The organism is Halomonas korlensis (assembly GCF_900116705.1).
GTDB classification, from domain to species: domain Bacteria; phylum Pseudomonadota; class Gammaproteobacteria; order Pseudomonadales; family Halomonadaceae; genus Halomonas; species Halomonas korlensis.
In genome coordinates, this window is sequence record NZ_FPBP01000012.1 from 54,197 (window position 1) to 77,882 (window position 23,686).

The following is a 23,686-nucleotide window of genomic DNA, read 5'->3' on the forward strand; positions in this document are numbered from 1 at the left end:
CTCCTCTCAGGTTCGAGATTCCGCCACGGCCTTGATCACATAGTCGCGCGCCACCCCGATATGGTAATCGACGGCCTCTCGGCATCGCCCCGTATCGCCGCTTTTCAGCGCGTCGAGCAGCAGGTGATGGCACTCGGCGATGCTGTCGGGGTCCTCGTGGGTCTTGGTGATCAGGGTGATGCAGAGGCGCAGTTCATGCGAAAGCGCATCGAAAGACGTGAGCAGGCGACGATTGCCGGTCCAGGCGATCATCAGGCGATGAAAGGCCAGGTCCTCCTCGATGCGCTGCGTCTCGTCGCCATGGCTCGCCGCCTCGCATAGCCTCTCGACCTGGGATCGTAGCGAGACCTCGATCTCATCGGTGAAAGAAACGGTCAGACGCTCCGTGGCATGTCGCTCCAGGCACAACCGCAGGTCATAGATATCGTTCAGTTCACTCGCATCAAGGGCGCGCACGAACACGCCCTTGCGCGGCTTCGACACCAGCAGACCGCGGCTTTCCAGCAACCGTGCCGCCTCGCGGACCGGGGCGCGGCTGACCCCCAGATCTCTAGCGAGCTGTACCTCGGAGAGTCGTTCTCCTGGGGCGAAACGCTGCCCGATGATCGCCTGCGTCAGATAGTCGGCGACCTGCTCGACGAGGTTGGTCGGCTGAATGAAGGCGCCGCTATTGGTCGCGGTCGTTCGTGGCATTGCGGCGCGTTCCTTCTATGTAACGAGGGGTTATGGGGCATGTTGTCATGGAGTCAGTATGGCGGATAGCCACAACTTGTCGACTGTCGACAGCCTGGGTTGCGCCTGCTAGCTTCAAACAAGGTGAGCTATAACTTCCAGTGTGATTACAACAAACAATCGAGGAATGCTTCATGAAGACTCCCCTTGCCCTGGCCATCACCGCTGCGGCCATGAACGTCACCTCCGCCCTTGCCCAAGAGCCGAAATCCGGCGGGGTGATCGATACCATCATCCAGCCGGAACCCCCTGGCCTGGTGTTGGGGATGATCCAGAACGCCCCGACCCGCACGGTAGCCGGGAATATCTACGAAGGCCTGATGCGCTACACCACCGACCTGGAACCCATGCCGCAGCTCGCCAAGGAGTGGGAGGTCAGCGACGATGGCCGCACCTGGACCTTCCATCTGCGCGAAGACGTGACCTGGCACGATGGTGAGGCATTCAATGCCGAGGACGTGGTGTTCTCGGCGGACGTCTTCCATCGTGATCTCAATCCCAGTGCCCGTGCCGTGTTGCAGCACATCGAATCCATCGAGGCTATCGACGACTACACCGTCGAATTCACGCTCGCCGAACCCTTTGGCCCCTTCCCCCTTTCCTTCGAGGCCGGCACGTTCACCATGGTGCCCGAGCATATCTATGCCGGTACCGACTTTCGCAACAACGAGGCCAACAATCACCCCATCGGCACCGGGCCGTTCAAGTTCGACGAATGGGATCGCGGCACGGTCATCAAGCTGGTCAAGAACGAGGATTACTACGAGGAAGGGCTGCCCTACCTGGATGGCATCAACTGGCACATCATTCCCGATGGCGCCTCACGAGCCATTGCCTACGAGAATGGCACGGTGGATGTCCTGCCCTACGGCACCGTGGAAAACTTCGACATCCCGCGCCTCACCGAGATGGACAACACCTGCGTGACCGAGCAAGGCCACGAATACTTCAGCCCCTTCGCCATGCTGTGGATGAACAATCGCGAGGGACCCACCGCTGACAAGCGCTTCCGTCAGGCGGTGATGTACGCCATGGACCGCGAGTTCGCCCGTGACGTGCTCTGGAATGGCCTGGGCAAGGTGCCGCTCGGCGCCTTCGGCTCCAATGCCAAGTTCCAGAAAGAAGACCTCGAGCCCTACGATCACGACCCGGAAAAGGCCCGTGAGCTGCTCGACGAGATGGGCTATGACGGCGAGGAGGTTCGCCTGCTGCCGCTCCCCTACGGCGAGACCTGGACGCGCTGGGCGGAAGCCGTACAGCAGAACCTGCGGGAGGTCGGCATCGAAGTGACCACCGAGGCCACTGATGTGGGCGGCTGGAACCAGCGACTCGGCGACTGGGACTTCGATCTCGCTTTCACTTACCTCTACCAGTACGGCGATCCGGCGCTCGGCATCTCGCGCACCTATCTTTCTACGAATATCGAGAAAGGCTCGCCCTGGAACAACGTCGAAGGCTACCAGAACGAGAAGGTCGACGAGCTCTTCAACGAGGCGGCGACCGCCTATCCCGAAGAGGAGCGCGAGGCGCTGTATCACGAGGTCCAGGAAATCCTTCAGGAAGACGTGCCGGTGGGCTGGTTGCTGGAGCTCGGCTTCCCGACGATCTACCGCTGCGACGTCAAGAACCTGGTGACCTCCGGCGTAGGCGTCAACGACAGCTTCAAGGATACGTGGCTCGATCGTTGATGATCCTCTCACCACGTGACGAAGGGCGGCACTCACCGCCCTCTTTCTCCCCAATGCTCGCCCCGACGTCGTCAGAGGCAACCCCATGCTCTACGCCCGCTTGATCGCCTCACGGCTCTTCAAGGCCGTGATCGTGCTGTTCATGATCATCATCCTGAATTTCTTTCTAATTCAATTGGCTCCCGGCGACCCGGCCGCCATTCTCGCCGGTGAAGCGGGCGCCACCGATGAAGCGTTCCTGCGACAGCTGCGCGAACGCTTCGGGCTCGACCAGCCACTCTATGTCCAGCTCTGGCGCTATGTCTCGGGGGTCGCCACGCTCGATTTCGGCTATTCCTATCGCCAGCAGATGCCGGTACTCGACCTGATCCTGGCGCGGCTTCCCGCCACCCTGTTGCTGACCGGCACCGCCTTCGTGCTGTCGCTGGTGCTGGGCATCGTCGCCGGCTCACTGGCCGCGGCGCGCGTCAAGAAACCCTCCGGCTCCTTGATCATGGCGCTGGCGCTGCTGTTCTACGCCACACCGCTGTTCTGGGTCGCCCTGATGTCGGTGGTGGTCTTTTCGGTCTACCTTGACTGGCTGCCCGCCTATGGCCTGTATACCGTCGGCGCCGGACATACCGGCCTGGCCCTGGTGCTTGATGTCGGCAAGCATCTGATATTGCCTGCGACCACCCTGGCGCTGTTCTTCATGGCGATCTACACGCGCATGACCCGCGCCTCGATGCTTGAGGCCAGCCAGCAGGATTTCGTCAAGACCGCCCGGGCCAAGGGGCTGAAGAACAGCGTGATACAGCGGCGCCATATCCTGCGCAATGCCTTGCTGCCGATCATCACCCTCGCCGGCCTGCAGGCCGGGCAGATGGTGGGCGGCGCCATCCTCACCGAGACCGTTTTCGCCTGGCCGGGTATCGGCCGGCTGATGTTCGAGGCGCTGCAGCAGCGTGACTACAACCTGCTGCTCGGGATCTTCTTCTTCTCGGCGGCCCTGGTGATTGTCTTCAACATCATCACCGATCTCGTCTATCGCCTGGCGGACCCGCGCATCAAGGAGGGATCATGAATTTCCTCGCCCGTTTTGCTCAGAACCGCGGCGCCCTGATCGGGCTGATCATCCTGATGTCGATCATCCTGATGGCGATACTGGCCCCGCTGATCTTTCCCGAATCGCCCTGGCGCATGGTCCAGCGACCCTTCCTGCCTCCCCTCGAGCAGGAAGGTTTCCTGCTCGGCACCGACACCATGGGTCGCAACGTGGCATCAGGCCTGATGCACGGCGCCTGGGTGTCGCTGCTCATCGGCCTGGTCTCGACCACGGTCGCGCTGGCCATCGGCGTACCGCTGGGCGCCATCGCCGGCTACTACGGTGGCCTGATCGACGACGCCCTGATGCGCTTCACCGAGTTCTTCCAGACCATTCCCAATTTCGCCCTGGCCATCGTGCTGGTAGCGATCATGCAGCCCAGCGTGACCTCGATCGTGCTGGCCATCGCCCTGGTCAGCTGGCCCCCGGTCGCTCGCCTGGTGCGCGCCGAGTTCATGTCGCTGCGCCACCGCGAATACGTCGAGGCCGCAAGGCTGGTCGGCCAGGGTGATCTGACCATCATCCTGCGTCAGATCCTGCCCAACACCCTGTCGCCGATCATCGTGCTGGCCTCGTTGATGGTTGCCACCGCGATTCTTCTCGAGTCGGCCTTGTCCTTCCTGGGGCTGGGCGATCCCAATGTGATGTCCTGGGGCTATATGATCGGTGCGGCACGCACCGTGATTCGCCAGGCCTGGTGGCTGAGCTTCTTTCCGGGGGTGGCAATCCTGCTCACCGTGTTGTCGCTCAATCTGGTGGGCGAAGGCCTCGATGACGCCCTGAACCCCAAACTCGCCCGCGAGCGCCAGTAGTCGCCTGACCAGGAGAATCCCATGAGTGATCCGGTACTGAGTATTCGCGGCCTGACGCTGGCCCTGCCCAAGGGGGCCGATCGCCGCTATGCCGTCGAGGATGTCAGTTACGATGTCCACGGCAGCGAGATCCTCTGCGTGGTGGGGGAGTCCGGCTCCGGCAAGTCCATGGCCGCCAACGCCGTCATGGGCCTGCTGCCCAAGGGGGTGCGGGCCACCGCCGGCGAGATCCTCTTCGACGGTCAGGACCTGCTGCGGCTCGACGAGAAGCAACATCGCAAGCTGCGAGGCCTGCGCATCGGCATGATCTTTCAGGAACCCATGACCGCGTTGAACCCCCTGATGCGCGTGGGCGCCCAGATCGGCGAGGTGTTCGAGGCGCATAACCGGCTCACCCCGGCCGAGCGCCAGAGCCGTGCCCTGGAGCTGTTGATCGAAGTCGGCCTTCCCCAGCCCGAGAAGGCCATCCGCGCCTATCCCTTCGAGCTCTCCGGCGGCCAGCGCCAGCGGGTCATGATCGCCATGGCGCTGGCGCTGGAACCCGAACTGCTGATTGCCGATGAACCGACGACCGCACTCGACGTTACCACCCAGGCTCAGATCCTCGAGCTGATCGCTGACCTGCAGCGACGCCATGGCATGGCGATGATGTTCATCACCCACGACTTCGGCGTGGTCGCCGAGATCGCCACCCGCGTCTGCGTGATGCGCGAGGGGCGCATTGTCGAGCTTGGTGCGGCCCGCGACGTGCTGGAAAGGCCCCAGCATGACTACACCCGGGCGCTGATCGAGGCGATTCCCGGCAATCACATTCCCGAGAGTCGCTACTTGGACCCACCCGCGCCGCTGCTGGAAGTCAGCCATCTGCACAAGGTGTTTCGCTCCCGCGGTGGGCTCTTCAAGTCGTCACGCGAAGTCCACGCCCTGGACGACGTCAGCTTCATTCTCGCACCGGGCGAGACCCTCGGCGTGGTCGGCGAGTCGGGGTCGGGGAAGTCGACACTGGGGCGCTGCGTGGTGCGTCTGGAACGTCCCGATAGCGGTACCCTTGCGCTTTCCGGCATCGATTTATCCTCGCTCAAGGGCGAGGCCCTGCGTCGCGAGCGCCGGCGCGTGCAGATGATCTTCCAGGACCCCTACGCCTCACTGAACCCGCGCACCCGGGTGGGCATGGCCATCGCCCAGGGTCCGATCGCCAATGGTGTCCCGCGCGACAAGGCGCTGAAGCAGGCCGACCAGCTGCTCGAGCTGGTCGGCCTGGGCGGCGTCGCCGATCGCTTTCCCCATGAATTTTCCGGCGGCCAGCGCCAGCGTATCGGCATTGCCCGGGCGCTGGCGCTCGACCCCGAGCTGATCGTCGCCGATGAAGCAGTCTCGGCGCTGGACGTGTCGATCCAGGCGCAGATCCTCGAGCTTCTCGAAGACCTCAAGCACCGGCTCTCGCTGTCGCTGCTGTTTATCACCCATGACCTGCGGGTCGCCGCGCAGATCTGCGACCGGATCCTGGTCATGCAGCACGGCCGCATCGTCGAGCAGGGCAGTGCGCGCGAGGTCTTCCTCAATCCCCAGGCGGCTTATACGCGCGAGCTGCTGGCAGCCATTCCGGGGCGCGAACCGTCACTGGCGAGCGCCTGAACCCGATCGACAGCGCTCGATGATCGCGCCGTCTCACTTTGCGAAAGGAAGACCGATGGATGCCCTGCTGACCGACATCGAGGCCCTGGTAGGCGCCGGCAACGTCCTGACAGGCGAGGATGTCAGCCGGCGGCCGGTAGACTGGCTCAGCGGCGCGTCGTGTCGAGGGCGGGCCATCGTGCGCCCCGCCTCGACCGAGGAACTCGCCGCGGTGATGCGCCTGTGCCACGCCGCACGCCAGCCCGTGGTCGCCCATGGCGGCCTTACCGGCCTGGTGCATGGCGCCGACGTCGAACCCGACGAGCTAGCCATATCGCTGGAGCGCCTGACGGCCATCGAGCATATCGACCCCATCGGCGCCACCCTGACCGTGCAGGCCGGCGCGCCCCTGCAGGCTGTTCAGGAAGCCGCCGAGGCGGTGGGCCTGCAGTTTGCGCTCGACCTAGGCGCCCGCGGCAGCTGCACCATCGGCGGCAACATCGCCACCAACGCTGGCGGGGTGCGGGTGATCCGCTACGGCATGATGCGCCAGCAGGTGCTGGGGCTCGAAGCCGTGCTCGCCGATGGCAGCGTGGTCAGCTCGATGAGCCGCATGCTCAAGAACAACGCCGGCTTCGACCTCAAGCAACTCTTCATCGGCAGCGAAGGCACGCTGGGAATCGTCACCCGCGCGGTGCTGCGGCTGCATCCGGCCACGCCCGACGTACAGACTGCACTGGTGGCCTGCGACTCGTTCAAGGCACTCACCGGCCTGCTCGCCCGGATGGGCAATGCACTGGGGGGCAGCCTGGCGGCCTTCGAGGTGATGTGGCAAAGCCACTATCGGCTGCTGACCACCGAGAGCGGACGGCATACCCCACCGATTGCCCCCGAGGCACCCTTCTTCGTCATTGTGGAATCGCTGGGCCAGGATTCTCATCACCATACCCGGCTGTTCTCGGAATCGCTTGAAGCGGCCCTGGAAGACGAGCTGATCAGTGATGCGGTCATTGCCCATTCCGCTATCCAACGACAAGGTATCTGGGCGATACGCGAGGACATCGAGGGGCTGATCGCCGCACTCACCCCCTTGCTCACTTTCGACGTGAGCCTGCCGATCCATGAGATGGCCGACTATATCGTCGCGCTCGAAGCGGCGCTCATCCGCGAATGGCCCGCGGCACGTCTGGTCACCTTCGGCCATCTGGGCGACGGCAACCTGCATCTTTCCATCAGCGTCGGCAGCGCCGACCCCGAAACTCGCCGCGCCGTGGAGCAATGCGTTTACACGCCCCTGGCGGCGTTGGGTGGCTCCGTGTCCGCCGAACACGGCATCGGCCTGGAGAAGCGCGATTACCTGGCACTGTCGCGCACCCCGGAAGAGATCGCCCTGATGCATACGCTCAAGCAGGCCCTCGACCCCCACCACCTGCTCAATCGCCACAAGGTGCTGGCCCATTACTCTGGATGAATCGCTCCATGTCACTTCCCATCGCTCAGCGACTCCAGGGTGTCCTGGTCGACCGTCCACTTCTCGGCTCCTTGATGCTGATCGGTGCCATCGGCCTGTTCTGGGGCGGCAACTGGCCGGCGGTGCGCTTCATCCTTATGGACCTGCCTCCGTTCACCCTGCGCGCGATCGGCTTCAGTGCCGGGGCGATCATGCTGCTGGGCTGGGCGCGAATCACTGGCCTGCCACTTCGCGTTCCACGCAAGGAATGGCCCTGGCTCATCGTCACGGGCCTGTTCACCATTCTCGGCTTCAACCTGGGCACCGCCTTCGCGCAACTGCGCATGCCGACTTCCCAGGCGGCGATCATCGCCTTCACCATGCCCTGCTGGGCGGCGCTGATGGCGTGGGCGCTGCTCGACGAGCGCATCAGCCGCCGTCAGTGGCTGGGGCTCACTACCGGCCAGATGGGTTTGATCGTACTGCTCGGGCCCACCGCGCTCGAGGCGGGCATCGAGGAGCTTATCGGACCCATGATCGTCATCGGCGCGGCGCTTTCCTGGGCGCTGGGCACCGTGCTGATCAAGCGACGCGGCCGCTGGGAGAGCCATCCGGTGGTCATCACCGGCTGGCAATTCGCCCTCTGCGCGCTGCCGATGCTCTGGCTGATGGCCTGGCGGGAGTCGCCCTCACCGCTCAACGACTGGCGCGACAGCACCTGGCTGGCGCTCGGCTATCACTTGGTGTTCTCGATCTGCCTGGCGCAGATGCTGTGGTTTCGTAACGTCAATCGCCTGACCCTGGCACAATCGACCGTCAGCACCCTGATCATTCCGGTGATCGGCGTCGGCAGTGCCATCGTGCTGCTCGGTGAGCCTTTCACACTCAGGGTCCTGCTGGCCCTGCTGCTGATTCTCGGCGCCATCGCCATCGTCATGCTCAACAAGAGGCCTCGGCCATGACCCTTCGACTCGCCACGCCCACCCCCGCCGACCGGCCGGACTGGATGCGGCTCTATCACGGCTATGCCGAGTATTACGGCATGCCCATGAACGACACCATCCTGACTACCGTGTGGGACTGGCTTCAGGCGCCCGATGAGCCCCTGCAGGGCCGCCTGGCGCGCAACGCCGAAGGCACGGCGATCGGGTTGATGCACTTTCGCGCCATGCCCTCGCCGCTGCGTGGCGCCAAAATCGGCTTTCTCGATGATCTCTATGTCGACCCGGCCCATCGCGGCCGCGGTGCCGTCGACGCCATGCTCGAGGCCCTGCGCGAGGAAGCCCGCCGCCAGGGGTGGCCGTTCGTGCGCTGGATCACCAAGGAGCAGAACTACCGTGCCAGGGGCGTCTATGACCGCCACGCCACGCGAACCGACTGGCTGACCTATCAGTTAGACGTCTGATAGCAGCCCGACATCTGATGACAATGTGATGTCTGATTGACGACGCCGACACCATCCGCTAACCGCTTTTTTCCAGGAGGCCCCATGCCCCGCTATCCCGATCATCTGCAAGGCGACGGCCCGAGCAACCCTTTTCCCGGCATCAAGGTGCTGGAGCGGCGCCTGGGGCGCGAGATTCCCCACCGCCTGGGCTCCAATGAAGGACTCGACATGCCCCACCGCGCCCTTCGCGCGCACTTCGGCGACGCCATGGTCGAGCACGCCTACTGCTATGGCGATGCCGAGGTGCTCGGGGTGCGTCGGCGGGTGTCGGCGCAGCAGGGAATCCCGCTCGACGCGCTACTCGTCGATGCCGGCGCCGACAGCCTGATCGCCTTGGCCCTGCGCGGGCTGGCCCCCATGGGTACCACAGTGATCGCCAGCGCCGGCACCTACCCCACCTTCGGCTATTTCGCCCAGGGGCAGGGATGTGAACTGGTGGAAGCCGACTATGACGAAGGCCCCGGGCACCTGGCGCCGGACCTGGCGGCCCTGCAGCGCCTGGCACATGAACGGAAGGCGCGGCTGGTCTACCTGGCCAACCCGGATAACCCCACCGGCCATCTGCATTCCGACGCGGCAATTCGCAAGCTGCGTGCCGGCCTGCCCGAGGATTGCTGGTTGTTGCTCGACGAGGCCTATCACGATTTTCGCGCCGACGCCGAGGCCCCCTTCAGCCGCGAGGTACTGCCCGGGGTGGTCCGGCTGAGGACGCTCTCCAAGGCCCACGGCATGGCGGGAATGCGCATCGGCTATGCCATCGCCGAACCCGAGACGCTCGCGGTACTGATGAAGGTGCGCATTCATTACGCCGTGTCGACCCTCACCCAGGCCGCCGCCGAAGTGGTACTCGACCACCCGGAAGAAACCCGCGCCCACATCGAGGCGGTATGCGAGCGTCGCGAACGCCTGGCCGAGCATTTTCGCTCACTGGGCGCCGATGTGCTGCCCAGTGCCACGAACTTCATCGGCATCCGCATGGCCAATGCAGACCTGGCCAAGCGTATTCACGCCGAACTGCTGGAGGCCGGCAAGCTGATAGCCCGGCCCGCTCACCCCGGGCTCGGTCATGTACTGCGCATTACCGCCGTGGAAGATGCGCTGGTGCCGGGCAGGCTATCAATACTCGAGCGGACGCTAAGCAGCTAGCGGACCAAACTAGAACGCCTCATCGAGCGGTTCGAGCGGGTCCCAGTCCGAGCGGTTGGCCAAGAATTCCGGCCGTGGCCGGTTGCCACAGTAGGGGGCCTGGAGGGTGTTCTCGACACTGTTATAGACGAAGAACAGGTTGCTCCTCGGCCAGCAGGACATGTTCATGTTCGAGCCGTGCATGGTATTGCACTCGAATATCACCAGCGAGCCGGACGGGCCCTTGGGCGCCTCGATGTCGTTGTTCAGCATCAACTCGCGCAGGCTGCTCTGCGGCGGCACGCCGACTTCCTGGCTCTTCAGCGATTCCTTGTAATTGTTCTCAGGCGTGCGGCCCACGCAAGGCACGAAATAGCGATGCGAACCGGGAATCAGCATCAACGGCCCGTTGAACTCGCCATTGTCGGTGAGCACGATCGAACAGCTCAGGGCACGCATGCGGGGCATGCCATCCTCGCTGTGCCAGGTCTCGAAGTCGGAGTGCCATTCGAACCCCTTGCCCTTGAAACCGGGCTTGTAGTTGATGCGCGATTGATGAATATACACATCACTGCCCAGCAACTGCTTGACGATGGCGAGAAGCCGCGGATCCCGGGTGAGCTTGCTGAAGCGCTCGGACACTTCATGAATGCCGAAAATGGTACGAATTTCTTCCCGCCCCGGCTCGAGCACCGTGCCTTCCGACAACTTCAGGTCTGGGTCGTCCTCGAAATCACGCAACTCCTGCAAGAAGGCTTCCATCTTCTCGCTGTCATAAAAGCCTTCGAAGGAGAGAAAACCCTTGCGCTCGTAATCCTCGATGTCCGTGTTGCTCAATGGCCCATCGGCGCGTTGTGACTTATCGCCATAGACGACGGGATCAATACGCTCGAACATTCCCAGCTTTCGCTCCAAGCGAGTGGGAAAGAGATCTTGAGTATCATTCATGCCATATTCCTTTATTAGCACTAGTGTTGAATTCTAAATAAAACCTCCTTGCCTACGATAACTATCAAGCGGCGAGTCAGCAACACTGGCTCACCGTTCATCAGGCCAAGTGCCAGTTCCTGTAACACGTCAGACCGGGGAAACGTCAGCCGACTAGAACGTTATAAGTTACAAGTACTGGAGCGCATCAATAACTGACCTCAGGGCTTGAGGACCACCTTCACGCAGCCATCCTGCTTGTTGCGAAAGGTGTTATACATTTCCGGCCCTTCCGCCAGTGAAACCGAATGAGTAATCACGAACGACGGATCAATCTGTCCTTCCTCGATACGCCGCAGCAGATCATCGCTCCAGCGCTTGACGTGGGTCTGGCCGGTGCGCACCGTCAGCCCCTTGTTCATCAGCGCTCCCATCGGAATCTTGTCGACCAGGCCACCATAGACCCCGGGGATCGACAGCACACCGGCCGGCCGACAGACGTAGATCATTTCGCGCAGCACATGCGGGCGGTCGCTCTCGAGCATGACGGCCTGCTTGACGCGGTCGTAAACGGAGTCCGGCGAGCGGGTGACATGCGCTTCAAGCCCGACGGAATCGATGCATTTCTCCGGCCCCTTGCCGGCGGTCAGCTCATGTAACCGACCCAGCACGCTCTCCTCGTCGAAATTAATGGGAATCGCCCCGCCGGCTTCGGCCATCGACAGCCGCTCGGGCACATTGTCGATGACGACGACCTGCCGCGCGCCCAGCAGCACCGCACTGCGCACGCAGAACTGCCCGACGGGTCCGGCGCCCCAGATAGCCACCGTATCGGTCGGCTCGATATCGCATTGCACCGCCGCCTGCCAACCGGTGGGGAAGATATCGCCCAGGAACAACACCTGCTCGTCACTCAGGCCATTCGGCACCTTGATATGCGTGTGGTCGGCGAATGGCACGCGAACATACTCGGCCTGCCCGCCGGCATAGCCGCCGGTGAGATGGGAGTAGCCAAAAAGCCCCGCGCCACCGTGACCAAACACCATGTCGGCCAGCGCCTTGTTGCGATTGGAGCGCTCGCAGACCGAAAAATTGCCCCGCCGACACTGCTCGCACTCGCCGCAGGTGATGGTAAAAGGGACAACGATACGATCGCCCACCTTCAACGACTCGGTCGCGCTACCGACCTCCACCACCTCGCCCATGAACTCGTGGCCGACGACATCGCCGGATTCCATGGCGGGAATAAAGTGATGAAGCAGATGCAAATCGGAGCCGCAGATCGCACAACTGCTGACGTTGACGATGGCATCGCGAGGGTCTTCGATTTCCGGGTCAGGAACAGTGTCGTAGCGAATATCGTTCTTGCCGTGCCAACACAGCGCTTTCATGAGGCTACCTCCCAGTAGGTCGAGCTTGGTGATCCTTCACGCGCTTTCGATGGATGAGTCGCATGACAAAACTGCCGAAGAGCAGACGCCCCCCGGCAGCGGTGTAATCAAGTCAACATGCCTTTCGATACACAAGTCGACATGCCTTTGGACAGGTCAGCCGACATGCCTTACAGCTTCTGCTTCAGCAGGCTTTTTGCCTGTTCTGCAATATCGGTGTATTGCCTGGATACGTTGTCGAAAAACTCCTTGGCTTCCTGATCCGAGCCCGCATCCGAAGAATACTGCCGGCTTAAATCAGCGCCCTGTAACGCATGATAAAGCGTGCTGACCAGATCGAAATCCTTATCCTTCATCGGGCTAGCCATACAAACCTCCTTATTTGTCATCCGGTCGTACTGACGGTAACGCTACTAACTCTTCCCTCCTTTCTTTCCGGCCTTGGCAGCGCGGTCGGGGTCATTGGCGAAATTACCACCACTTTGTTGACCGCCCTTCTTGCCGGCTTCCGAGGCCTTCTTGGGGTCGTCAGCGAAATTACCTGAGTTAGACTTCTTACCAGCCATGGTCTATCTCCTTAACAATATATCATTAATCAAGAAAATCCCTTTACTGGCTGGAACCACGCAACTGGCGTTGCCAGTAATTTCAACTTCTAGCTGCCAAGCGCTAAAACTTCAAGTAACGCCACGCTGAATGGTAAAGATGCCGCATTGCTCGTCAGGCTGAGCCTGGTCAGGAGGATCAGCGCTCCCAGGGTGGTGCCCCGAGGATCTCGAGACTATTGCCGAGGTGATTCTCGATGGCCTGCCCGATCGCCAGCAGGCGCGCGTCCTGCCAAGGCGCGGCCATGATCTGCAAGCCCACCGGCATGCCTGCCGCGTCCTTGCCCACCGGCAGGGTCAGCGCGCAAAGCCCCATGAAGTTGCCCACCACGGTATTGCGCAGCGCGTGCATGTTGGCCTTCGGGTAAGCCCCTTCCGGCTCTAGGCTCGCAAGCGTCGGCGGCGTGATGGCAACGGTCGGCGTCAGCAGGGCATCGACCCCCGCCAGGCTTGCCGCGGCGCTAGCGCAAAGCGACTCGATCACGCCTCGCCGGCGCACGTACTCCCAGGCCGGCATGTCATCGGCGGCCTTGACCCGAGCCGCGACATTGGGATCGAGCGTGGCGATCATCTCGGGCAGCTCGGTATGCAGGAAGGCCGCCAGCTCGACCGCGGCCAGGCCACCCTGCTGGAACAGCGCGAAGGTCTCGTCGGTGCGCGGCAGATCGAGCGTGACGATCCGCGCCCCGGCTGCCTCAAGCTGGCGGATCGCCGTCTGAATCGCCTCGGCGATGCCCGGGCTGCAATCGTCCCAGAAAAAGGCCTCGGGCACCCCGAAGGTCAGATCCGCCAGATAGGGCGTTGCCGGTACGCTGGAGCGTTGTAACGTCAGCTCGCCGTCGAGGGCCGCGAAGGCAAAGGCCAGGTCATCGACGCTGCGCGCCAGCAAGCCGGGCGTATCCAGGGTCGACGACAACGGCACGATCTGCTGCGTCGACCAGCGCCCCGCGGTGGTCTTGAGCCCCGCCACTCCGGTCATCGAAGCGGGAACCCGCACCGAGCCGGCGGTGTCGGTCCCCAGCGCCAGCGCGGCGGTGCCGCTGACCAGCGAGACCCCGGCCCCCGCACTCGAACCGCCCGGTGCGCGATGCTCGCGCGGATCCCAGGGATTGCGCGGCGCACCCCAGTGCGCGTTGGTGCCCAGGCCGCCGAAGGCGAATTCCACCGTGTGGGTCTTGCCCATCACGCTGGGCAACTGGCGCATCAAGGTCGATATCATCGGGCCGGGCCGCTCCCAGCGCTCGGGCAGACGACGCGACGCCCCCGCATAGGTCGGCAGGCCCGCCACGGCGTAGATGTCCTTGATCGAGATCGGAATGCCCATCATCGGGCCGCTGTCGCCGCCGCCGGCGAGCACCGCGTCGGTCGCCGTCGCTGCTTTCACCGCCGCCTCGCCATTCCAGGTCAGATAGGCGTGGTCATGCTCGCCACGCCGCGCAAAATTGTCAGCTGCCGCCTCGGCGAGTTGCGCAGCACTCAGGGAGCCATTGCGCAGCCTGGCGTGCTGCTCGCGCAGCGGAAGGAAGATCGGAGCCTCATGCATAGTAGGACCTTTTGTCGTTATTAGGATGAACTATCGATGGTGCTCGAACGGCTAGCCAGACATCAAGCGATCTATGCCGCCTTCCAGGCGGGAGATGCCAGCGGCGTGCAGGCGGCGATCGCGGAAAGCCGCAAAAGTTGGGAGACCAATCTGACCTATCGCGATGAGGGTTAGCGATTGCTGGCCCGGTAGCACCGCCAGCGCGCCAGCAAATTGATCGCCGCGAGCCCCAGCAGCCCGACGGCGGCCCAGCCCAGTACGCTGACCAGGGCGTGGTAGCCCGCGGGCACCTCGCTCGGCCGCTGGGTCATGCCGAACTGCGCCAGGCGGGTCAAGCCGTAGAGCAATGACGCCAGCAGCGAAAGCGGCACCGCAAAGCGCCAGTGTGACAGCCATACCGTCAGCCCCCAGGGCTCGGCCGGTTTGGCGGGCTTGCGGGCACGCGTCGCGGCGGGTTTTCTAGGCTTCGCTTTTGCAGATGTTGCCTTGCTGGCCGCGGCCTTGCTGGCAGGGGCTTTTCTCGGCGTGGCTTTCTTTGGTGTCGCCGGGCGCTTCGGCCGCTGCTTGCGACGCGCCGCGCTCTTGCTGCCCGGCAGGCGCCCGAGCGCCCACTGGCCGCTGCGCCATAATATCCAGCCAAAGGTAAAACTAACGGACAGCAACAGGCCGCCCATTACCATGAAATACGCCATGCGGGTCCTTGATGTCGTCGGAGATGGCTAGTTTGCCATATCCCCCACCGGGGCTGGCGAGCGAAACGCAGAGAAGACGTAGCGACGACGCCGCAACGCAAAACCTGTCGCTGTGCTTGGCCTAATCATGACCATTGCGATAAAGTGGTACGGAGTTTCCGTACGCAACGGTAAAGAGAGCGGTGAAGAGATGGACGTTATCAGTGTCAACAAATTCAGGGACAACCTGAAAAGCCTTGTCGAACAGGTAATTAGCAGACACGAACCCCTCAAGGTGACACGTCGTGCCGGGGAGGCGTTTGTCATTGTCAGTGCTGAGGACTGGGAAAGGGAGCAAGAAACGCTGCATGTTCTTCAAAACCGCGATTTGATGCAACAGATTGCGGTCTCCCTCGACACCCACGGCAAAGACCTAGGATACACACCTGATAATGAGCAGATGAATGAGATCACTGGTATTTGAGGGGGGTACCTGGGAAACCTATGAAAAGATGCGTGAAAAAGACAAAAAGCTGCACAAGGCTCTCTGTAAATTGCTGAGAGAAATGCTCCGCTCTGATGACCCCTCGACTGGCATCGGCAAACCTGAATCGCTTAAACATAGCTTGTCGGGCTTGTGGTCGAGGCGCATCTCACAGAAGGACAGGCTCATCTACCGGTTCGACGACAGGTCCATTTACATTTTTGCCATTGGAGGGCATTACGACCAAGGCTAGCAACGACAACAAGCCGATATCCGCCAAGCAAAGGTGCTGCGTGATGAGGCGGTGACATTGTTTCTCAACAATGAGTTTCTCGACAACGACGCAGCCACAGCTCGTTTGATGCCTACAGTTGGTCAACGCTGGGTGGCTCACCCACACGGGCCTTGCTGACATGCTCACTCGCCAGACCGCGAAGCAGCGCAAAGACCATCGCGAACACCAGTATGAAGATCGGCAGACCGATGACCGTGATGACCTGTTGCAGCGCTACCAGCCCGGCATCGCCTGCCAGCACGATGAGCATGGCGGCCACCGCGCCTTCCGACACGCCCCAGAATACCCGCTGACGCACGGGGCCGGGATCGGCATCGCCGGTACATAGCATATCAACGACCAGCGAGGCGGAGTCCGACGAGGTGGCGAAGAAGATCGCCACGATCACGACCGCCAGGCCCTGAATCAACGTCGTGGCGGGAAAACTCTCGAAGAAAGCGAACATCGCCAACGGCACACTTTCTTCCACTGCTCTCGACAGTGCGCCGGCTTCCGCGCCGAGGGCTTCGCGAGCAGCCGCGCCGAGACCATCGATCTCCATGGCGGACCACCCGAAGATCGCAAACCACACCAGGGTGAACAGCGACGGCGCGAACAGCACGCCCAGCACGAACTGACGGATCGTGCGCCCCTTGGAAATACGCGCAACGAAGATGCCGATGAACGGCGACCATGTCACGGTCCACGCCCAGTAGAAGACCGTCCAGTTACCCTGCCACCCCCAGCTGCCATTCGCCGTGGTAAATTCAGCGAGGGCGTCGTTCCAGAACGCCATCGGGACGATATTGGCGATGTAGATGCCTAACGTTTCGATGATGCCCCGGAGAAGAAACACCGTCGACCCGGTGAAGAGCACGAAGAACAGCAGGCCGGTGGCCATGCCGATGTTGACGTTGGACAACAGCTTCACCCCCTTGTCCAGCCCCACCACGATCGACGTCACGGCAATGGCCGTGAGCGTAATGATGATGATCACTTTAGTGGTGACGGAATCGGAGACGCCGGTCAACTCCGTCAAACCGGCATTGATCTGCGAGGTTCCCAGTCCGATCGACACCGCGACGCCGAACAGCGTGCCGAGAACGGCGAATATGTCGATGGTCTTGCCGATCGGGCCGTAGATCCGATCATGCAGAAGCGGATAGAACACCGAGCTGACGCGCACCGGCAGGTTATAGCGGTAGATGAAGTAGGCGAAGGCCAGGCCGGGCAGCGTGAAGATGGTCCAGGTATGCAGCCCCAGATGATAGATCGAAAACCCCATCGCATCGCGGGCGGCCTCGACCGTATAGGGCTCGACATCGTCATAGGGCGGGTTGGAAAAGTGAAAGATGGGTTCGGCCACGCCCCAGAACATCAGCACCGTGCCGATCCCGCCGGCGAATAACATGGTGAACCAGGAAAGATTGCCGTATTCCGGCTTGGCATCCGATCCACCCAGACGGATATTGCCGTGACGGCTTATCGCCACCCACAGCAGGAACAGCAGCCACATATTGACGCCAAAGATGAACATCCAGCCCAGGTTGGTGACAATCCACGCCCGACCGCCAGCAAAGGCGTCACCGATCGCCTCCGGCGCCACGATCAACGCCAACAGAAACGCGATCATCAATCCCGCCGACACGAAGAAGATGGTCGGGTCAGTACGCAGCCCAAGGCGTTTGGCTAACTGTTCCATCTGAAAACCTCTCATGCTTGTTAGGCTCGCGACCTTCTGGCAGCCAGCGGATATCGGACCTCAGCTATCGTCGATCCAGCATCAACCACTCACATCGCGAACTCAGCATGGTTCTTTTTTCTGAAAACGTACAACTATCGAAAGCCAGGGTCTGTTCTCTCCGATTGCGGGGCGCCCCAGAAACACAGAAACCATGGGACTGCCAGTATCCGATGCAATCCGCCTGCTGATGATGAGGATTGCCGACGAGAAGCGCCTGCCGTTCGCTGTCCAAGCGCCGAACGCCACCACCGCCAAGGCACTTGCCGAGCTGGACGCCGGCAAGGGTAAAAGGTTCGGCAGCGCCGATGAGCTGTATAAGGACCTGGATATTTAATGCTGACGCCGGTCCGGTCCAGCCAATTCAAGAGAGACATAAAGCGGGTCCAGAAGCGTGGCAAGGATATGACCAGGCTGCGGACCTTGCTCGGTCTACTGCTTGAAGAGGTCCCCCTACCCGAGCACTACCAAGACTATCCGTTGCGGGGTAACTGGAAAGGCTACCGGGATGCGCACATCGAGCCAGACTGGTTACTCCTGTATTGTGTAGTGGACGACGAACTTCATCTGGCGCGAACTGGCAGCCATGCTGACCTCTTTCAAGAGTAGACGAGCAACCTTGATAGAGCAGTGAACCCAAATTTCAACGCTCCTTGCGCAACGCGTCGCGTATCTCGCGCAGCAGCAGGATATCCTCCGGGGGCGCGGCGGGCGGCGTAGGCGCATCAACCTGCTGGCGGCGCAGGCGATTGATCACCTTGACCAGCAGGAACACCGCGAAGGCGACGATCAAAAAGCTGATCACGTTATTGGCGAACAGGCCGTAGTTGATGGTCACCGCGCCGTCTGCGGCGGCATCAGCCACGGTGGCATAAGGGCCGTCGCCCTTGAGCACAAGGAACAGGTCCGAGAAATCCACCCCGCCGAGCAGCAGGCCGATGGGCGGCATCAGGATGTCGTTGACCAGGCTCGAGACGATGGTGCCGAAAGCCCCGCCGATGATGATGCCCACCGCCATGTCGACCACGTTGCCGCGCACGGCAAATTCCTTGAATTCCTTGAACACGCCTTAGCCTCCTGCTGCCCGCCGCACCCTGCGGCAGTGTCCTGCGATCATACACACATGGCGTTCAGTTGAACTGTATCAGCACCTGGGGATTGAATGCTGACGCCGGTCCGGTCCCGCCAATTCAAGCGCGACGTGAAGCGGGTCCACGCGAGGATGCGGGTCTTTTACCGAGGGCTGGCCTGCGATTGCTGACGACAAAGGTGGTCCGGCAACCACCACTGAGGGAATATTTGCCTGCGCATTGTCATGCGCATAAGCTGGCTCAGTGTGCTCCACTGCCCCTTGGGAGGCTCCGATGGCCGAACTCTACAATCCAGCCGCACCCAAAAAAGCCGCCAACCTGTCAGTTAACAGCGACTTGCTGCGCAAAACACGGGAACTCAACATTAACCTGTCAGCCACCCTGGAAAGGGCTCTGCGAGATGAGCTTGCGAAACGCGAAGCCGCTCGATGGGTCGAGGATAATCGCGCTGCGATCAACGGTTACAATGATTTCGTCGAACAACATGGATGCTTCGGCGACGAATTCAGAGCGTTTTGATGGCACAGTTCGATGTATACCCCAACCCGAGCAAAACCAGCAACGCTCACTACCCCTATCTTGTCGACATTCAGAGTCGCCTGCTGACCGACCTGGCAACGCGTATCGTCATCCCATTGGGCAAACGTTCCGCCTTTGGCGGCGACGCGATGCAAGGCCTCACGCCCGAAATCACCTTTGCTGATCAGGAACTGTTGCTGGTAACGCCGCAAATTTCCTCAGTCCCCGAGAAGCAGCTCAAGCGCCCCATTGGCTCCCTCGCGCATATTCGAGACCAAATTATTGGCGCTCTGGACCTTGCTATCACCGGCATTTAACCGCTTGGGTAATGGGGGTCGGGGGTCTATCCCCGATTAGCCGCCTGTCCCGAAGAAAAGCGCAGGGCTAACGCCAAAACGCCTCGACAAGGCCTCGATATGACGACGCGTCAATTCGCGTCCGCGACGGTTGAGAATCTTGGACACAAGCGACTTGCTGCCGATCTCGGGCAAATCGGCGATACCAAGCCCGCGCTGCTCCATCAGAAACTTGAGCATATCTACGGAATCCAGCGCAGCGACACCCGCATTGAACTCGACGAAATCGGGGTCGGTGTTCTCCCACTCCTCGATGACATCACTCAACCGCTCGATAAGCGCCACGTTGCTGTCAACATCCTCGATGAGTTCGTCCACGAGCGCGAGCGCGTCCTGATACTCTTGCTCCGTGCGGATATGCGTCAGAAACGGCACAGTGCGGAACACACTCTTGACATCTTCAATACTGGCCAGGGCATTCATTGGCTAGTCCCTCTGGCATATTCTCGGCACAGCTTGTCATACTCGGCGTGCGTCACGATATGCTTGATATATAGCGCCTGATGTTCAAATGAAATAAAGGCAATCAGATGCAGATTATTGCCTGCAATGCCAATCACCCACCCAAAGCTCACCTCGACGGTCAAAGGGTCGACGCAAATTCAAGGTGGGCAGGCCATGCCTTCAGTAACGCGGTCTATGCCGCAACAAGCTTCTTCACTTTGAGATCCTGGCGGTGCTGTTCGGCATGCCAGAGTTCGTACTGGGATTGTTGAGTCAGCCAGCCCTCCGCCGACGTATCGAACGCGATAGAGAGCCTAATCGCCATTTCAGGGCTAATGCCGGCTTTTCCGTTCAGCACCGCGCTCAGCGTTTTGCGACTGACGCCGAGCGCCTCTGCTGCCGCCGTTACCGACAATCCTAGGGGTTCCAAGCATAGCTCCCTGATAACGTCGCCCGGATGAGGGGGTTGTGCATCAACATCGATAGTACCTCAGTGGAAATCCTCGTCGTTCACTACCTCGGCATCGCCATCTTCAAACCGGAACGTCACGCGCCAGTGTCCGCTTATCGTGACCGAACAAGTTCCGGCACGAGCGCCTGAGAGCGGGACTTATCAGACGTGAAGAATTCAGCCAAACCCTTGTGGTTGCGCTTCGTATTATCCCTCGATGTGTAACCTGAGGCGTAACGGGTGTCAATACGCAGAACAGCGGCTTGATTTCGCGGTCACGGAGAGCGCGCCTGTTAGCGACCCGAAGGTTGGCGCTCTGGCTCTTGCTATCAATGGCATGTAACCGGTTTATGGCGGTAGCAAGTGCACCGGACGCCCACCAGACGCAGAACACTTGCCAGGAATAACTCCCTCAATCATCACTGCCGCTCCGACGAGTGCCGATCATACAAACACCAGCGGCCGGCATCTCTGCCGGCCTCTGGTTGGTTCAGGTTAGGTGGGAAATGGGGGTCTGTCCCCTATTAGCCCTTAACTACAATAGCCAGCGGCTTCACAAGTACCAGATTGCGGGAAACGTGTTGCTCCCCCGTCCACGGTAGGAGTAACCACCCATGTATACCCTCCTGCAGCAGTGGTACCAGTAACTGTGATTACTCCGTCGGTCACAGACATAGAATCAACGTTAGCTGGTAAAGTAGTGGGGATCGCAGGAATACCTTCACTGCCGGCACTACAGCCTGTTGCCGTACCGGTTGTTTGAATACACTGCGCTACGGAAGTTTTATAACCTGCACCTACCGAAACCACTTCAGAAAAGCGGGCTTTTTCCGCATAACTGTTATAAGCGGGAATCGAAATCGCCGCCAAGATACCAATAATCGCCACGACGATCAGCAGTTCGATCAGCGTAAAACCGCCCTGCCCGGCCTTGATGTTTTTCATGCTATTCATTTTTTTCATGTTGTACCCTTTCTGATGGTTCATGCCCTTGCCCCTTGCGCTTTGCCTGCATTGACCCGCTTGGCGTTGTCATGTCGGCCCGTGCGGGTTGCTTCGTGGTGGTGTGGCGTGCCCCGTTGGCTGATGCCCTTGGCCATGCCCCACCGTTGCTCGTTTTTCTCGCCTTACTGGTCTTTCTCGTTTGCCACGTTTGCTGCTGTTAATTAGTTTCGTCTGATTTAGCTGCCTGGCGCCTTCGCGGGTCCGGCTCGCGGCGGTTGCGTGGCGTCATGGTCATTCTAGAAGAACCATGCCACTTGATACCAGTATACTAATACTATAATTGACCAAAAGGTTGAATAGCCGCTGCGCGAAGGTGTGCGAGCCTGGTACGAAAAGGCTAGAATTGGCGGCCGGTGCCGCCGTCCGGCCGGTCGCCACCGTCCACTTCCCCCTTGCGAGGCGCCATGAATGACTATCGCATGCCCCCTGGCGAGAGCGACCTGAAGCCCCCCGGCCACGGCCTGCGCGGGCTCGCCAGGCGCCTGGTCAATGACGGCCTGATGACCGCCGCAGCGGCGGAGCGGGCCGAGCAGGAGGCGCGCGAGTCGGAGGTGTCGCTGATCGAGCATGTGATCGAATCGGGGATGGTGCCGGCGCGCCAGGCCACGCTCAGCGCGGCGTGGGAATACGGTCTGCCGATCATCGACCTTGACGCGCTGCGCGCCGACGGCCTGCCGCCGCCCGGCGAGTTTCCGGAAAAGATCCTGCGGCGCCTGAACGTGCTGCCGCTCAAGCGCCGCGGCCATACCGTGATCGTGGCGGTGCCCTACCCGTCCACCCTGGCGAAGCTCGACGAGCTGCAGTTCGCCACCGGCCTGTCGCCGGAGGGCATACTCGCCCCGGTCGACCAGCTCGGCCCGGTGCTCGAAAGCTATTTAGCACAGACCGAGCACAGCATGCTCGACGAGCTGCAGGGCGTGGACGACGCCATCGGCGAGCTGGGGTATGGGGAGGAACAACCCGGCAGCGAGGTCGACGCCACGGCGATCAGCGCCTCCTCGGGCGACGACGCGCCGATCATCAAGTTCGTCAACAAGATCCTGCTCGACGCCATTCGCCGCGGCGCCTCGGACATCCACTTCGAGCCCTACGAGACCAGCTACCGGGTGCGCTTTCGCATCGACGGCATCCTGCACGACGTGGCGCACCCGCCGTTCGCCATGCGCACGCGCATCGCCGCGCGCATGAAGGTCATGGCGCGGCTCGATATCTCCGAACGGCGCCTGCCGCAGGACGGCGCGATCAAGCTGCGCATCTCCAGCAACCGCTCGATCGACTTTCGCGTCAACTCGCTGCCCACGGTGTACGGCGAGAAGGTCGTGCTGCGTATCCTCGACCCGGCCTCGGCGCAGATGGGCATCGAGCAGCTGGGCTTCACCGCCGAGCAGAAGACCATGTACGAGGCGGTGCTCGACGACCCGCAGGGCATGATCCTGGTGACCGGGCCCACCGGCAGCGGCAAGACGGTGACCCTGTATACCGGCATCAACATGCTCAACGAGGTGGAGCGCAACATCTGTACCGCCGAGGACCCGGTGGAGATCAAGGTGCCGGGGGTCAACCAGGTCAATATCCTCCCCAAGATCGGCCTGGACTTCGCCAGCGCCCTGCGCGCCTTCCTGCGCCAGGACCCGGACGTGGTGATGGTCGGCGAGATCCGCGACCTAGAGACCGCCGAGATCGCCGTCAAGGCCTCGCAGACCGGCCACCTGGTGCTCTCCACGGTGCATACCAACTCGGCGGCGGAAACCCTGACGCGCCTGGCCAACATGGGCGTGGCGCCGTTCAACATCGCCAGTTCGGTGAGCCTGATCATCGCCCAGCGCCTGGCGCGCAAACTGTGCAAGCGCTGCAAGCAGCCGGCGGAGATCCCCCGCGAGGTGCTGCTGCAGCAGGGCTTCAGCGAGGCCGAGGTCGAACAGGCGACGATCTTTGAACCGGTGGGCTGCAAGCATTGCACCCAGGGCTACAAGGGCCGGGTGGGGGTATACGAGGTGGTGCCGATCAGCGCCAACATGAGCCAGATGATCATGAAGCAGGGCAACTCGCTGGACTTCGACCGCATCGCCCGCGAGGAAGGCCACCCCGACCTGCGCCGCAGCGGACTTTTGAAGGTGATGCAGGGGTTGACCAGTCTTTCGGAAGTCAATCGCGTCACTAAAGACTAATTGCCTTGAAAACGCGGCTCGAAAGAACGTCTGAAACATTTATTGAAAACATGTCTCGTAGAAA

29 protein-coding genes are annotated in these 23,686 nt (G+C 61.5%); 16 read left to right on the forward strand and 13 right to left on the reverse strand.

The features are described 5' to 3' along the window. Window positions 1-6 precede the first annotated feature (6 nt). Window positions 7-693 carry a GntR family transcriptional regulator gene (locus BM341_RS15150; protein ID WP_089796905.1) on the reverse strand — a complete coding sequence of 229 codons (687 nt, stop codon included), beginning with the start codon at window positions 691-693 and terminating at the stop codon, window positions 7-9. 173 nt (window positions 694-866) lie between these two features. Here BM341_RS15150 and BM341_RS15155 point away from each other — a divergent pair, with 173 nt between their 5' ends. The 8 genes from BM341_RS15155 (at window position 867) to BM341_RS15190 (ending at window position 9,973) form a co-directional block, all read left to right on the forward strand. Then, window positions 867-2,420 (forward strand): ABC transporter substrate-binding protein, encoded by a 1,554-nt coding sequence (locus tag BM341_RS15155; RefSeq protein ID WP_089796906.1) that lies wholly within the window; start codon window positions 867-869, stop codon window positions 2,418-2,420. A gap of 85 nt (window positions 2,421-2,505) precedes the next feature. After that, the gene (locus BM341_RS15160) at window positions 2,506-3,483 is read left to right on the forward strand and encodes an ABC transporter permease (protein ID WP_089796907.1); all 978 of its coding nucleotides are present in this window, start codon (window positions 2,506-2,508) and stop codon (window positions 3,481-3,483) included. After that, complete coding sequence (locus BM341_RS15165) at window positions 3,480-4,316, forward strand: ABC transporter permease (protein ID WP_089796908.1); 837 nt, start codon at window positions 3,480-3,482, stop codon at window positions 4,314-4,316. The genes BM341_RS15160 and BM341_RS15165 overlap by 4 nt, the downstream gene beginning before the upstream one ends. 21 nt (window positions 4,317-4,337) lie before the next feature. Further along, window positions 4,338-5,951 (forward strand): ABC transporter ATP-binding protein, encoded by a 1,614-nt coding sequence (locus BM341_RS15170; protein WP_089796909.1) that lies wholly within the window; start codon window positions 4,338-4,340, stop codon window positions 5,949-5,951. A gap of 55 nt (window positions 5,952-6,006) precedes the next feature. Continuing rightward, on the forward strand, window positions 6,007-7,401 hold the full coding sequence (locus BM341_RS15175; RefSeq protein ID WP_089796910.1) for an FAD-binding oxidoreductase: 1,395 nt from the start codon (window positions 6,007-6,009) through the stop codon (window positions 7,399-7,401). 8 nt (window positions 7,402-7,409) lie between these two features. After that, the gene (locus tag BM341_RS15180; RefSeq protein WP_089796911.1) at window positions 7,410-8,342 is read left to right on the forward strand and encodes a DMT family transporter; all 933 of its coding nucleotides are present in this window, start codon (window positions 7,410-7,412) and stop codon (window positions 8,340-8,342) included. Further along, window positions 8,339-8,785, forward strand: coding sequence for a GNAT family N-acetyltransferase (locus tag BM341_RS15185; protein WP_089796912.1), 447 nt, complete (start codon window positions 8,339-8,341; stop codon window positions 8,783-8,785). Before BM341_RS15180 ends, BM341_RS15185 begins: the two co-directional genes overlap by 4 nt. A gap of 84 nt (window positions 8,786-8,869) precedes the next feature. Then, window positions 8,870-9,973 (forward strand): pyridoxal phosphate-dependent aminotransferase, encoded by a 1,104-nt coding sequence (locus BM341_RS15190; RefSeq protein ID WP_089796913.1) that lies wholly within the window; start codon window positions 8,870-8,872, stop codon window positions 9,971-9,973. Between the two features lie 9 nt (window positions 9,974-9,982). Here BM341_RS15190 and thpD read toward each other — a convergent pair whose 3' ends face one another. The 5 genes from thpD to BM341_RS15215 all read right to left on the reverse strand — a co-directional run bounded on the left by thpD (window position 9,983) and on the right by BM341_RS15215 (window position 14,418). Further along, entirely contained in the window at window positions 9,983-10,900 is a 918-nt protein-coding gene (gene thpD, locus BM341_RS15195; RefSeq protein ID WP_089796914.1) for an ectoine hydroxylase, read from the reverse strand. Between the two features lie 200 nt (window positions 10,901-11,100). Continuing rightward, window positions 11,101-12,270: a zinc-dependent alcohol dehydrogenase gene (locus BM341_RS15200; RefSeq protein WP_089796915.1), complete on the reverse strand. Its 1,170-nt coding sequence runs from the start codon at window positions 12,268-12,270 to the stop codon at window positions 11,101-11,103. A gap of 170 nt (window positions 12,271-12,440) precedes the next feature. Beyond that, a complete protein-coding gene (locus tag BM341_RS15205; protein ID WP_089796916.1) occupies window positions 12,441-12,638 on the reverse strand; it encodes a hypothetical protein in 198 nt (65 codons plus the stop codon). A 45-nt stretch (window positions 12,639-12,683) separates the two neighbouring features. After that, window positions 12,684-12,836 carry a con-10 family general stress protein gene (locus BM341_RS15210; protein WP_089796917.1) on the reverse strand — a complete coding sequence of 51 codons (153 nt, stop codon included), beginning with the start codon at window positions 12,834-12,836 and terminating at the stop codon, window positions 12,684-12,686. A 178-nt stretch (window positions 12,837-13,014) separates the two neighbouring features. Next, window positions 13,015-14,418 (reverse strand): amidase, encoded by a 1,404-nt coding sequence (locus tag BM341_RS15215; protein ID WP_089796918.1) that lies wholly within the window; start codon window positions 14,416-14,418, stop codon window positions 13,015-13,017. A 36-nt stretch (window positions 14,419-14,454) separates the two neighbouring features. On the opposite strand from BM341_RS15215, the gene BM341_RS19080 reads away from it, so the two are divergent. Continuing rightward, window positions 14,455-14,592 carry a hypothetical protein gene (locus BM341_RS19080; RefSeq protein WP_245784293.1) on the forward strand — a complete coding sequence of 46 codons (138 nt, stop codon included), beginning with the start codon at window positions 14,455-14,457 and terminating at the stop codon, window positions 14,590-14,592. Here the strand turns inward: BM341_RS19080 and BM341_RS15220 are convergent. Further along, complete coding sequence (locus BM341_RS15220) at window positions 14,589-15,110, reverse strand: hypothetical protein (protein WP_089796919.1); 522 nt, start codon at window positions 15,108-15,110, stop codon at window positions 14,589-14,591. The two genes, BM341_RS19080 and BM341_RS15220, sit on opposite strands and share 4 nt — an antisense overlap. Before the next feature lie 127 nt (window positions 15,111-15,237). Between BM341_RS15220 and BM341_RS15225 the strand changes: the two genes are divergently transcribed. Both BM341_RS15225 and BM341_RS15230 read left to right on the forward strand, forming a co-directional pair. Beyond that, window positions 15,238-15,573 (forward strand): type II toxin-antitoxin system Phd/YefM family antitoxin, encoded by a 336-nt coding sequence (locus BM341_RS15225; RefSeq protein WP_245784294.1) that lies wholly within the window; start codon window positions 15,238-15,240, stop codon window positions 15,571-15,573. Next, complete coding sequence (locus tag BM341_RS15230; RefSeq protein WP_089796921.1) at window positions 15,554-15,826, forward strand: Txe/YoeB family addiction module toxin; 273 nt, start codon at window positions 15,554-15,556, stop codon at window positions 15,824-15,826. Before BM341_RS15225 ends, BM341_RS15230 begins: the two co-directional genes overlap by 20 nt. Window positions 15,827-15,938: 112 nt before the next feature. Here BM341_RS15230 and BM341_RS15235 read toward each other — a convergent pair whose 3' ends face one another. Continuing rightward, the gene (locus BM341_RS15235) at window positions 15,939-17,549 is read right to left on the reverse strand and encodes a BCCT family transporter (protein ID WP_089796922.1); all 1,611 of its coding nucleotides are present in this window, start codon (window positions 17,547-17,549) and stop codon (window positions 15,939-15,941) included. A 193-nt stretch (window positions 17,550-17,742) separates the two neighbouring features. Between BM341_RS15235 and BM341_RS15240 the strand changes: the two genes are divergently transcribed. Both BM341_RS15240 and BM341_RS15245 read left to right on the forward strand, forming a co-directional pair. Then, a complete protein-coding gene (locus BM341_RS15240; protein ID WP_089796923.1) occupies window positions 17,743-17,925 on the forward strand; it encodes a type II toxin-antitoxin system RelB/DinJ family antitoxin in 183 nt (60 codons plus the stop codon). Then, the gene (locus BM341_RS15245) at window positions 17,925-18,197 is read left to right on the forward strand and encodes a type II toxin-antitoxin system YafQ family toxin (protein WP_089796924.1); all 273 of its coding nucleotides are present in this window, start codon (window positions 17,925-17,927) and stop codon (window positions 18,195-18,197) included. Before BM341_RS15240 ends, BM341_RS15245 begins: the two co-directional genes overlap by 1 nt. Window positions 18,198-18,231: 34 nt before the next feature. Here the strand turns inward: BM341_RS15245 and mscL are convergent, their stop codons facing one another. Then, on the reverse strand, window positions 18,232-18,654 hold the full coding sequence (mscL, locus tag BM341_RS15250; protein WP_089796925.1) for a large conductance mechanosensitive channel protein MscL: 423 nt from the start codon (window positions 18,652-18,654) through the stop codon (window positions 18,232-18,234). A 298-nt stretch (window positions 18,655-18,952) separates the two neighbouring features. Between mscL and BM341_RS15255 the strand changes: the two genes are divergently transcribed. Then, a complete protein-coding gene (locus tag BM341_RS15255) occupies window positions 18,953-19,198 on the forward strand; it encodes a type II toxin-antitoxin system CcdA family antitoxin (RefSeq protein WP_089796926.1) in 246 nt (81 codons plus the stop codon). Next, on the forward strand, window positions 19,198-19,515 hold the full coding sequence (locus BM341_RS15260) for a CcdB family protein (protein ID WP_089796927.1): 318 nt from the start codon (window positions 19,198-19,200) through the stop codon (window positions 19,513-19,515). Before BM341_RS15255 ends, BM341_RS15260 begins: the two co-directional genes overlap by 1 nt. A gap of 36 nt (window positions 19,516-19,551) precedes the next feature. Here the strand turns inward: BM341_RS15260 and BM341_RS15265 are convergent, their stop codons facing one another. The 4 genes from BM341_RS15265 to BM341_RS15285 form a co-directional block, all read right to left on the reverse strand. Next, window positions 19,552-19,977: a helix-turn-helix domain-containing protein gene (locus tag BM341_RS15265; protein WP_089796928.1), complete on the reverse strand. Its 426-nt coding sequence runs from the start codon at window positions 19,975-19,977 to the stop codon at window positions 19,552-19,554. Continuing rightward, window positions 19,974-20,129 (reverse strand): type II toxin-antitoxin system HigB family toxin, encoded by a 156-nt coding sequence (locus BM341_RS19805; RefSeq protein ID WP_425432002.1) that lies wholly within the window; start codon window positions 20,127-20,129, stop codon window positions 19,974-19,976. Before BM341_RS19805 ends, BM341_RS15265 begins: the two co-directional genes overlap by 4 nt. A 62-nt stretch (window positions 20,130-20,191) precedes the next feature. Next, entirely contained in the window at window positions 20,192-20,428 is a 237-nt protein-coding gene (locus BM341_RS15275; protein ID WP_245784295.1) for a HigA family addiction module antitoxin, read from the reverse strand. A 552-nt stretch (window positions 20,429-20,980) separates the two neighbouring features. Next, a complete protein-coding gene (locus BM341_RS15285; protein WP_281246502.1) occupies window positions 20,981-21,436 on the reverse strand; it encodes a pilin in 456 nt (151 codons plus the stop codon). A gap of 422 nt (window positions 21,437-21,858) precedes the next feature. Between BM341_RS15285 and pilB the strand changes: the two genes are divergently transcribed. Then, the gene (pilB, locus tag BM341_RS15290) at window positions 21,859-23,622 is read left to right on the forward strand and encodes a type IV-A pilus assembly ATPase PilB (RefSeq protein ID WP_245784296.1); all 1,764 of its coding nucleotides are present in this window, start codon (window positions 21,859-21,861) and stop codon (window positions 23,620-23,622) included. The last annotated feature ends 64 nt before the right edge of the window (window positions 23,623-23,686 follow it).

What these genes read in the sequence shown, in the direction of transcription:
- BM341_RS15150 (WP_089796905.1), bottom strand. Translation starts at nt 693, where the DNA reads ATGCCACGAACGACCGCGACCAATAGCGGCGCCTTCATTCAGCCGACC.
- BM341_RS15155 (WP_089796906.1), top strand. Translation starts at nt 867, where the DNA reads ATGAAGACTCCCCTTGCCCTGGCCATCACCGCTGCGGCCATGAACGTC.
- BM341_RS15160 (WP_089796907.1), top strand. Translation starts at nt 2,506, where the DNA reads ATGCTCTACGCCCGCTTGATCGCCTCACGGCTCTTCAAGGCCGTGATC.
- BM341_RS15165 (WP_089796908.1), top strand. Translation starts at nt 3,480, where the DNA reads ATGAATTTCCTCGCCCGTTTTGCTCAGAACCGCGGCGCCCTGATCGGG.
- BM341_RS15170 (WP_089796909.1), top strand. Translation starts at nt 4,338, where the DNA reads ATGAGTGATCCGGTACTGAGTATTCGCGGCCTGACGCTGGCCCTGCCC.
- BM341_RS15175 (WP_089796910.1), top strand. Translation starts at nt 6,007, where the DNA reads ATGGATGCCCTGCTGACCGACATCGAGGCCCTGGTAGGCGCCGGCAAC.
- BM341_RS15180 (WP_089796911.1), top strand. Translation starts at nt 7,410, where the DNA reads ATGTCACTTCCCATCGCTCAGCGACTCCAGGGTGTCCTGGTCGACCGT.
- BM341_RS15185 (WP_089796912.1), top strand. Translation starts at nt 8,339, where the DNA reads ATGACCCTTCGACTCGCCACGCCCACCCCCGCCGACCGGCCGGACTGG.
- BM341_RS15190 (WP_089796913.1), top strand. Translation starts at nt 8,870, where the DNA reads ATGCCCCGCTATCCCGATCATCTGCAAGGCGACGGCCCGAGCAACCCT.
- thpD (WP_089796914.1), bottom strand. Translation starts at nt 10,900, where the DNA reads ATGAATGATACTCAAGATCTCTTTCCCACTCGCTTGGAGCGAAAGCTG.
- BM341_RS15200 (WP_089796915.1), bottom strand. Translation starts at nt 12,270, where the DNA reads ATGAAAGCGCTGTGTTGGCACGGCAAGAACGATATTCGCTACGACACT.
- BM341_RS15205 (WP_089796916.1), bottom strand. Translation starts at nt 12,638, where the DNA reads ATGGCTAGCCCGATGAAGGATAAGGATTTCGATCTGGTCAGCACGCTT.
- BM341_RS15210 (WP_089796917.1), bottom strand. Translation starts at nt 12,836, where the DNA reads ATGGCTGGTAAGAAGTCTAACTCAGGTAATTTCGCTGACGACCCCAAG.
- BM341_RS15215 (WP_089796918.1), bottom strand. Translation starts at nt 14,418, where the DNA reads ATGCATGAGGCTCCGATCTTCCTTCCGCTGCGCGAGCAGCACGCCAGG.
- BM341_RS19080 (WP_245784293.1), top strand. Translation starts at nt 14,455, where the DNA reads ATGGTGCTCGAACGGCTAGCCAGACATCAAGCGATCTATGCCGCCTTC.
- BM341_RS15220 (WP_089796919.1), bottom strand. Translation starts at nt 15,110, where the DNA reads ATGGCGTATTTCATGGTAATGGGCGGCCTGTTGCTGTCCGTTAGTTTT.
- BM341_RS15225 (WP_245784294.1), top strand. Translation starts at nt 15,238, where the DNA reads ATGACCATTGCGATAAAGTGGTACGGAGTTTCCGTACGCAACGGTAAA.
- BM341_RS15230 (WP_089796921.1), top strand. Translation starts at nt 15,554, where the DNA reads ATGAGATCACTGGTATTTGAGGGGGGTACCTGGGAAACCTATGAAAAG.
- BM341_RS15235 (WP_089796922.1), bottom strand. Translation starts at nt 17,549, where the DNA reads ATGGAACAGTTAGCCAAACGCCTTGGGCTGCGTACTGACCCGACCATC.
- BM341_RS15240 (WP_089796923.1), top strand. Translation starts at nt 17,743, where the DNA reads ATGGGACTGCCAGTATCCGATGCAATCCGCCTGCTGATGATGAGGATT.
- BM341_RS15245 (WP_089796924.1), top strand. Translation starts at nt 17,925, where the DNA reads ATGCTGACGCCGGTCCGGTCCAGCCAATTCAAGAGAGACATAAAGCGG.
- BM341_RS15255 (WP_089796926.1), top strand. Translation starts at nt 18,953, where the DNA reads ATGGCCGAACTCTACAATCCAGCCGCACCCAAAAAAGCCGCCAACCTG.
- BM341_RS15260 (WP_089796927.1), top strand. Translation starts at nt 19,198, where the DNA reads ATGGCACAGTTCGATGTATACCCCAACCCGAGCAAAACCAGCAACGCT.
- BM341_RS15265 (WP_089796928.1), bottom strand. Translation starts at nt 19,977, where the DNA reads ATGAATGCCCTGGCCAGTATTGAAGATGTCAAGAGTGTGTTCCGCACT.
- BM341_RS15285 (WP_281246502.1), bottom strand. Translation starts at nt 21,436, where the DNA reads ATGAACCATCAGAAAGGGTACAACATGAAAAAAATGAATAGCATGAAA.
- pilB (WP_245784296.1), top strand. Translation starts at nt 21,859, where the DNA reads ATGAATGACTATCGCATGCCCCCTGGCGAGAGCGACCTGAAGCCCCCC.